Genomic DNA, 7,917 nt, shown 5'->3' with positions numbered 1-7,917 from the left:
CTCGCGATCCCTATGTTTCTCCCCCTTCTTCCCCTCGCGATCCCTATGTTTCTCCCCCTCCTCGCGATCGCCGCAATTCTCGCCCCCCCTACAAAAATGATTGGGATGAGGATGACGACGACTGGCTCTGAAAATAATTGATAATTGATAGTTGATAGTTGATAGTTGAACTTGTCCATGCAAAACTTCCGCGATTACTACAGGATTTTAGATGTAGAAACGAATGCGTCTGGTGTTGATGTCAAACAGTCGTTTCGACGTTTGGCGCGGCGCTATCACCCGGATATGAATCCTGGGGATAAAGTCGCGGAGGATCGCTTTAAGGAAATTAACGAGGCTTATGAGGTCCTTAGCGATCCCTATCGGCGATCGCAATACGACAATTTCAGCCGTTATTGGGATTCTAATGGGCAAAAACGCAAATCCCCGAGAAAAGCACCCCCCAAACGCGATCGCCCAGTTGCAGAGGAATTCGATCCGAAAAGTTACAAGGATTTCGATCGCTTTGTTGAGGATTTAATTAACCGATCGCCAGACATCAGCGAAAGACCTCCCGCCAGTGCTAGGGTCGATCCTAGGGCAAAAGATGCCTTTCGTCCTGGAGTTAAGAAAACCGAATATACGGTTCGAGAAACGGATAATAACGCGACCAAAAAGGAACGCCCGCGCAATATTGAAGCCAAGTTAACTTTACCGTTAGAAAAGGCGTATAGTGGCGGTAAAGAGCGCATTCGCTTAGAAGATGGGCGATCGCTTGAAGTAGAAATGCCGCCGGCGATCGTCAACGGTCAAAAAATTCGCTTGCGGGGTCAAGGCATGAATGGCGGCGATCTCTATCTGAAAATGACGGTTGAACCCCATGCTGTTTTTGAGGTACAGGGGGCGGATATTTTTTGTCAGGTGCCGTTAACTCCCAGTGAAGCTATTTTGGGGGGTTTAGTGGAAGTCCCAACCCTAGATGGATTAGTAAAAATGAACGTTCCGGCGGGAGTGCGATCGGGCAAACGCTTGCGCCTTGCCAATAAAGGCTATCCTCGCGGTAATAGTTCTCGTGGCGATCAATTAGTAGAAATTCAAGTGATTGTTCCAACGGATTTAAGTCCCCAAGAAAAGGAACTTTACGAAAAACTCCGTCAAGTTGAAGTCTGCAAACCCCGTCAAACTATGATTGAGTCTTTATCTTCCTAGTGGTCTGTCAAGGATTTTTTGGCGGGCAAGGGCGATCGCGATAACCTTAATCCATCATATTGTTAAGCAGGAGAGACTCATTTACTAAAAATTGCTCATAAAAAATGCGATCGCACCTCTTCTTTTATCCGATCCAGTCCTCCAATTGTAATCCAGAAATATTAATGAAATGGCGTACATTGTGCGTCACCAAAATATCGCCCCGCGATCGTGCCACAGAACCAATTAACGCATCTAAATCTCCCGTCGGTCGTCCTTTTTTTCCTCAATTCAGCTTGAATTTTGCCAAACTCAAGTGCTGCCATGTCGTCAAATGAAACAAACTTTATTAAATTTATAAATTTATTTAAAGCAGTTAAGTTATCATCAAATCTTTGAGAACAATAGACTCCCTTATACAACTCTCCTAGTGTAATTGTTGACGCATAACAATCGCGCCCTTTGCTGGCAAATTCTGCCATCGCTTTCACATTTTTCTTCATCAAGGCAATACAAATGTTAGTATCGAGTAAATACATCGTTTCCAATTAATCATCTAAACTATCAATATCTCGGCCAAACTGCTGATGACGATCGCGATCGATTTCCGCAAAAATTTCATCTAGTTCTTCATCATCTTTCCAAACACCAAATAAATCCATCAATCGTTCAAGACGTTCCTCTTCAGATAAAGGCGATCGCGTTTGAATGGCTGCAAAACCGGAAGATTCATCCGATCGCGCCGGAAGACCTGCAATTTCAATCATCACTTTTTGCCCATCAGGAATATCCAGCACTTCAGAAAGCTCCAAAACGTTCCCTCGTTTAATTGCTACAATTTGCATTGTCTCCTCCTATCTTATCTCGTTTCATTATAGCCAAAATGGTTTGAACTGTTGAACGCTCCCCAACCAAATCAAAGATTATGGTTGGGGATTCTTTCAGCTACGGAATTTCCGTAGCGTTCCCAGAACAACTGGCGTTCTCAGTGTGCAGTCGGAACTTTTGCCCACATACACTCTAGATAAAAAGGGGGACTTCTCGATTCCAGATTCTCTGCTTAAAAAGGGGGACCGCGATCGCTAACTTCTGCCCTTGCGCGATCGCCTTCCCTCCTCTTGACAGAAATTTCTCAAAAACTCTGCGGCAGGATCGGAAAGAACGACATACAATAGGCAAAATAAGAAACCTAAAATCTAAAAAACCTAAGTTTCCGTGTTTCGTGGCAGAGTTTGAGGAGTCGGCGTGTCAAAATTCGTTCAAAAACCCAAAAGTCAAAACGGTAAGGTCAAGCAATCGGCATCTGTCGATTCGGCTACTCCGGTCGAGGGCAAGATTTCCCTTCCCAAATTGGGAAATGGTACATCAAAAAATGGTAAGTCTAATGGTTCGACCGTACCTGCCGCGATCGCGAGTAATGGTGCGACGGTTAAAACCGAGCAAACTGAGCAGGTCAAAGCAACAGTTAAGACTGCGGAAAAGCCAGTAACCCCCACAGAAGAGGAGAAAACGGCAACAGAACCTGTTGCAGGTAAAAAGAAGCCCTTATACCGTCGTCCTTGGTTGTGGGCTTTGTTGGTCGTGGCAACGGGTTTGGGCAGTGGAGTCGCCTACGGTCATAAAGTTTGGCAGGATGTAGAAGCGCAATTACCCGAGTCCGTCGAGGGAATTCTCTCCTACAAACGGGCTAAGACCATGACGGTTGAAGCGGGTGACGGTAGCGTACTACAGGAAATTGGACCCGTTGCCCACGAAAAATTAGAAATGGGTAAAATCCCCAATCTCGTCGTCCAGTCCTTTATTGCCAGCGAGGATCGCCGCTTTCTCGATCATAAAGGCGTGGATTATCAGGGCATTGCCCGCGCAACTTTTGCGAACTTGCGATCGGGACGAGTAGTAGAAGGGGGAAGTACAATTACTCAACAATTAAGCCGCATTGTCTATTTGGATAACGATAAAGAATTATGGCGCAAAGTTAAAGAAATCCGCCTCGCTCAAAAAATTGAAGAGGTTTACGATAAAGAACGCATTCTTGAGCGCTACCTGAATTTAGTCTATTTAGGGTCGGGGGCTTATGGGGTCGCCGATGCTGCTTGGGTTTATTTTGGTAAATCCGTGGATAAACTCGATGTGGGAGAAGTGGCGACCCTTGCGGGTATTGCCCCGGCTCCAAGTATTTATTCTCCTCTTAAAGATGCTGATGCTGCTAAAGAGCGGCGAAATATTGTTTTGGAGAGGATGCGGGATGAAGGCTATATCAGTCCAGGTCAAGCAGCTTTGGCGATCGCGGCTCCCCTTAAACTCAATCCTCAACAGCCCAAACGCCTCGATCGCAAGGTTCCTTACTTTACGGATTATGTTCAAGAACAAATTCCCAAACTCGTTCCCGCAGATAAGGTTGCTGAAGGGGGTTTGACCATTGAAACCACCATCGATCTGAAATGGCAGCAAGCCGCAGAAGATGCTGTTGCTAAAGCGGTGGTGCGTTATGGCGAATCTCAGAAATTTTCTCAAGGCTCCCTAACGGCGATCGATCCCCGCACTGGGGAAATTAAGGCAATGGTGGGGGGCGATGATTATTTTAATAAAGAGAAAAACGGACAGTTTAACCGCGTTACCCAAGCCAAGCGCCAACCAGGGTCTACTTTCAAAACCTTGGTTTATTCCACGGCGATCGCGGCGGGTTTCTCCCCCTACAAGAGCTTGCGAGATGCTCCTTTGGTGGTAGATGGGTACGAACCCAAAAACTATAGCAAGGGCTACCGAGGGGATGTTTCCATGCGAGATGCGCTAACTTACTCGGTTAATATTCCCGCCGTAAAAACCCTCATCGATGTGGGTTGGAATCCTATTGTTAAACTGGCCAAGGATATGGGTATCGAATCGGAACTCAAGTCCACCTATTCCCTCGCTTTGGGTGCGTCTGAAGTGACACTGCTAGAATTGACCAGCGCTTATGGAACTCTTGCCAATAAAGGACTACACCCTGAAGCCCACGGTATTGCCCGCATTCTCGATCGCGAAGGTAAGGTAATCTACGAAGCCAAGGAAAAACCGAAGCAGGCGATCGATGAAGACTCAGCCGCAATTATGACCTGGATGCTGAAATCCGTGGTTGATTCCGGTACGGGCACCGCCGCTCAACTCAATCGCCCTGTCGCAGGTAAAACAGGAACCTCAGATGATTACCGGGATTTATGGTTTGTCGGTTATATTCCTCAATTGGTCGCGGGAGTTTGGCTCGGAAATGACGATAATACCTCTACCAAAGGCGCAAGCAGTACCGCCGCCGCCGTTTGGAAGGATTTTATGAGTCGAGTTATTGAAGAAATTCCCGAGGAGGAATTCCCCGATCGACCTGATTTAGATGGACGCAAGGGAACCATCGCGGCGGAACCACTCAAACCCAAACAAAATTACTATAAATCCATTCCCGCAGATCAAAATTTAGCCATTCAGTCTCAACCGCGTCGCAGTCGCAGTAGCAGTAGCAGTCAAACCAGGCAAACCAGGCAAACCAGGCAAACCAGGCAAACAACCCGTCGTGCGACAACAACGCCAACACGCGCAGCAAGTCCCGCCCCGCAACGCTCTTCGGCTCCCGCTCGTAGTGTCAGCAAGCCAACGAGTCCCTCAAAGCCTGTAGTGCGTCGTGCAACTACGCCTTCTCGCCCCGCTCCCGCACCGGCACCTCGTCCTCAAAGAGCAACTGCACCGGCACCGGCACCTCGTCGCTCTACACCACCCCCCGCCGCACCGGCTCCCGTGCGTCCTACAACCCCGCAAGTGAGCAAGCCTGCACCCTCTGCGGCTCCTCCTTCAGTAAACAAGCCACCTAAAGAATGATTGCTTATTACTCATTGCTTATCACTTATCACTCATCATTTATCTTTATAGGGAGTGATGGGTGATGAGAATTCTCTATGTTCCCCTTGATGAACGGCCTTGCAATTTTGATTATCCCCAGGCGATCGCTAATTTACAAAATAGTTTAGAACTGGTTGTTCCCCCTCGGAATTTATTGGGGGACAAAAAAAAACCTGCCGATCGCGATCGCCTTTGGGACTGGATCGAAGTTACTATATCGGATTGTCAAGGGGCAATTTTGTCAATTGAAATGTTGGTTTATGGGGGTTTATTGCCTTCGCGACTGCATCAAGATTCTGAGGAATTATTGCGCGATCGCCTAGATCGCATTGCTAAACTCAAAGAAAAATATCCCGATTTGCTTATTTTGGCCAGCAATCTGATTATGCGATCGCCAAGTTATAATAGCAGTGAAGAAGAACCGGATTATTATGAGGAATTTGGGGAAAGAATTTTTCGCTGGGGATGGTTGCAAGATAAGCAGCAAAGAGAAGGCATAACAGAAACAGAAACAGAAGAATTAAATCGCATCGATCGCGAACTTCCTTCCGAATATTTACAAGATTATCGTCAGCGAAGAAAACAGAATCTTAGTGTTAATAAAAAGGCGATCGCATTAGTGGAAGCAGGAATCATTGATTTTTTATCGATTCCTCAAGATGATTGCGCGATTTATGGATTTACTGCAAGCGATCGCCAGGAAGTCGTTCAAGAAATCAGTACCAAGCGCTTACAGAAAAAGATTAACTTATATCCTGGTGCTGATGAAGTGGGGTGTACATTACTTGCTCGTATTTGTTTGCAATTGCGCGACATTCGTAGAAACATTTATGTTCTTTATAGTTCCATTTATTCCGAACAAATTATTCCTTTATATGAAGATCGCCCTTTGGGAGAAAGTTTAAAAGCACATATTTTAGCGGTGGGAGGTTGTCTTGTTTCTACACCAGAAGCAGCCGATTTTATTTTAGCTGTTAATACCCCAGGTCAGGTGATGCAAGAAGCATGGGATAATCCTCGTAAAGATTTAACCTATACCACCCATCGAAATTTGCCTTTTTTTGTCGATCGCATTGCAACATTTTTACAAGAAGGGAAACCCGTTGCGATCGCCGATGTTGCCTTTGCCAATGGAGGAGAAACTGAGTTAGTAGAATTACTTGATGATTTTGCAGCTTGGGATGAACTTCTCGCTTATGGCTGTTGGAATACCTGTTGTAACACCTTGGGAACTGTTTTAGCGACAGCAATTATCGGTATTGATGCCAGCGATCTCCAAGCCATTACAACTAACAAAATTTATCATTTATTGGAAGGTTGGGCTTATCAAACGATTGTTCGCATGGATCTGGTCAAGAATTATTTACCGGCGATCGATGCGTCTTATTACAATTTTAATAACAAGGAAAAAGAAATTCAGGCAGAGATGAAAAAGAGAATTAACGCTGTTTGGGAAAAAACCATGCACAATTCCTTCTTGCAATGGCAATGGGAAATAGAGATATTTTCGCCTTGGCAAAGAATGTTTGAAATTGGTTTGGATTTAACGGTTAGCGATCGAGAATAGACTGTTTATATTGCGATCGCCGTAGAAGAGGGCAAACCTTACGAGGCGATCGTCATACCGATGCTCAAAATGACGGGCTTTATTTGAGTTTTGCCTATTCTTTCTGATAGAATACTCTTGTTCTTTTGCCTAGTCTCATCTCGTGACGCGATTTATTCACGACCAATTCGCTAAACAATATCTCACTGAACTTCTTTCTCCCATTGGAACAGTAGAAACCAGTAAAGAAGTTCACCCAGAAGTCCGTCAAATCGATCTTTTGTTTACTCCTTCTGCCACAGAAACAGGGAAAAGAAAAAACTTAGGTTTATTGGGAAAATTGACCGTAACTCCAGCATTATTTGAACCCTTCCGCAACCCCATTACTCCCAGTGATATTCGCACTTGTGCGATTAAACTGTTTGTCGTGCTGGCGGAGATTGAACGAGAAGCCAAACGAGATAAAAAGTCTCTCACTGAGGTCAATCTCCCTAAACTGTGGATTCTCACTCCAACTGCTTCTGCAAACTTGCTACAAAGTTTCCGTTGCATCCCATCAACCAAAAAGGAAGAACAAGGAATTTATTTTGCAGGGACGGGCTGGAAAACTGCCATTGTCGTCATTCATCAACTGCCCAAAAAAACAGAAACATTGTGGTTGAGGTTATTGGGAAAAGGACGAGTACAAGCACAAGCCATTCAAGAACTCGAAGCACTTCCTCGAGAAGATCGCCGCCGAGGAAATGTGATAAAATTAGTCAGAGAATTGGTTGCTTTATTAACCAAACGACAAACTCGAGAACAAGATTTAGATCGCGAGGATAAGGAGTTAATTATGACTTTAACCCAAATGTATGAGGAAGCAATGGCAGATATTCGACAACAAGCTAAAGAAGAAGGCCGTGAAGAAGGCCGTGAAGAAGGCCGTGAAGAAGGCCGTGAAGAAGGTCTTCAACAAGGAACGAAACTTGGAGAAAAGCAAGCCACTATTCGTTTGATTAACAATCTTCTCTTGGCGCGTTTTGAAGAGTTGGATGAGGAACTTGCAACAATTGTAGAAGCGATCGCCTCCCTTCCCCCCGAAGAATTTACCCCTCTACTCTTCCACCTGTCTCGCGAGGAATTATTAACGAGATTCACCTCCGAAGTAACGAAAAATAACGATCGAGTAAATTAAAAAAATATTGTGTTAGAGGTGAAAAATGACAGAAGATTTTTATCGGCAAGGACTCGAAAAAGCCAAGAGAGAGGACTATTTAGGGGCGATCGCGGCGTTTACCCAAGCCTTGCAGCGCAATCCTCATTTTGCCGATATTTATTACCAACGCGGTTTAGCT

6 protein-coding genes and 1 pseudogene are annotated in these 7,917 nt (G+C 45.3%); 5 read left to right on the top strand and 2 right to left on the bottom strand.

Going from position 1 to position 7,917, the window contains the following annotated elements; genetic code table 11:
* Nucleotides 1–177 precede the first annotated feature (177 nt).
* The gene (locus VB714_RS13760; protein ID WP_323225083.1) at nt 178–1,188 is read left to right on the top strand and encodes a J domain-containing protein; all 1,011 of its coding nucleotides are present in this window, start codon (nt 178–180) and stop codon (nt 1,186–1,188) included.
* Between the two features lie 124 nt (nt 1,189–1,312).
* Here the strand turns inward: VB714_RS13760 and VB714_RS13755 are convergent.
* Both VB714_RS13755 and VB714_RS13750 read right to left on the bottom strand, forming a co-directional pair.
* A pseudogene (locus tag VB714_RS13755) lies at nt 1,313–1,706 on the bottom strand (type II toxin-antitoxin system VapC family toxin).
* Nucleotides 1,707–1,715: 9 nt separating this feature from the next.
* On the bottom strand, nt 1,716–2,012 hold the full coding sequence (locus VB714_RS13750) for a hypothetical protein (RefSeq protein ID WP_323225081.1): 297 nt from the start codon (nt 2,010–2,012) through the stop codon (nt 1,716–1,718).
* A gap of 490 nt (nt 2,013–2,502) precedes the next feature.
* Here VB714_RS13750 and VB714_RS13745 point away from each other — a divergent pair, with 490 nt between their 5' ends.
* The 4 genes from VB714_RS13745 to VB714_RS27445 form a co-directional block, all read left to right on the top strand.
* Complete coding sequence (locus tag VB714_RS13745) at nt 2,503–5,013, top strand: transglycosylase domain-containing protein (protein WP_416309681.1); 2,511 nt, start codon at nt 2,503–2,505, stop codon at nt 5,011–5,013.
* Nucleotides 5,014–5,077: 64 nt separating this feature from the next.
* A complete protein-coding gene (locus VB714_RS13740; protein ID WP_323225076.1) occupies nt 5,078–6,601 on the top strand; it encodes a DUF4127 family protein in 1,524 nt (507 codons plus the stop codon).
* A gap of 142 nt (nt 6,602–6,743) precedes the next feature.
* Nucleotides 6,744–7,757 (top strand): hypothetical protein, encoded by a 1,014-nt coding sequence (locus VB714_RS13735; RefSeq protein ID WP_323225074.1) that lies wholly within the window; start codon nt 6,744–6,746, stop codon nt 7,755–7,757.
* 25 nt (nt 7,758–7,782) lie between these two features.
* Nucleotides 7,783–7,917, top strand: a 135-nt coding sequence (locus VB714_RS27445) for a tetratricopeptide repeat protein (RefSeq protein WP_416309680.1), incomplete at its 3' end; no start/stop codon positions are given.

The sequence above is a fragment of the Spirulina sp. 06S082 genome (genome assembly GCF_034932145.1).
Classification (GTDB): domain Bacteria; phylum Cyanobacteriota; class Cyanobacteriia; order Cyanobacteriales; family Spirulinaceae; genus CCY15215.
This window is presented reverse-complemented; position numbering and strand designations above follow the sequence as displayed.

Bases quoted from the DNA above. Each gene is read 5' to 3' on its own strand.
- VB714_RS13760 (WP_323225083.1), top strand. From the start codon at position 178: ATGCAAAACTTCCGCGATTACTACAGGATTTTAGATGTAGAAACGAAT.
- VB714_RS13750 (WP_323225081.1), bottom strand. From the start codon at position 2,012: ATGCAAATTGTAGCAATTAAACGAGGGAACGTTTTGGAGCTTTCTGAA.
- VB714_RS13740 (WP_323225076.1), top strand. From the start codon at position 5,078: ATGAGAATTCTCTATGTTCCCCTTGATGAACGGCCTTGCAATTTTGAT.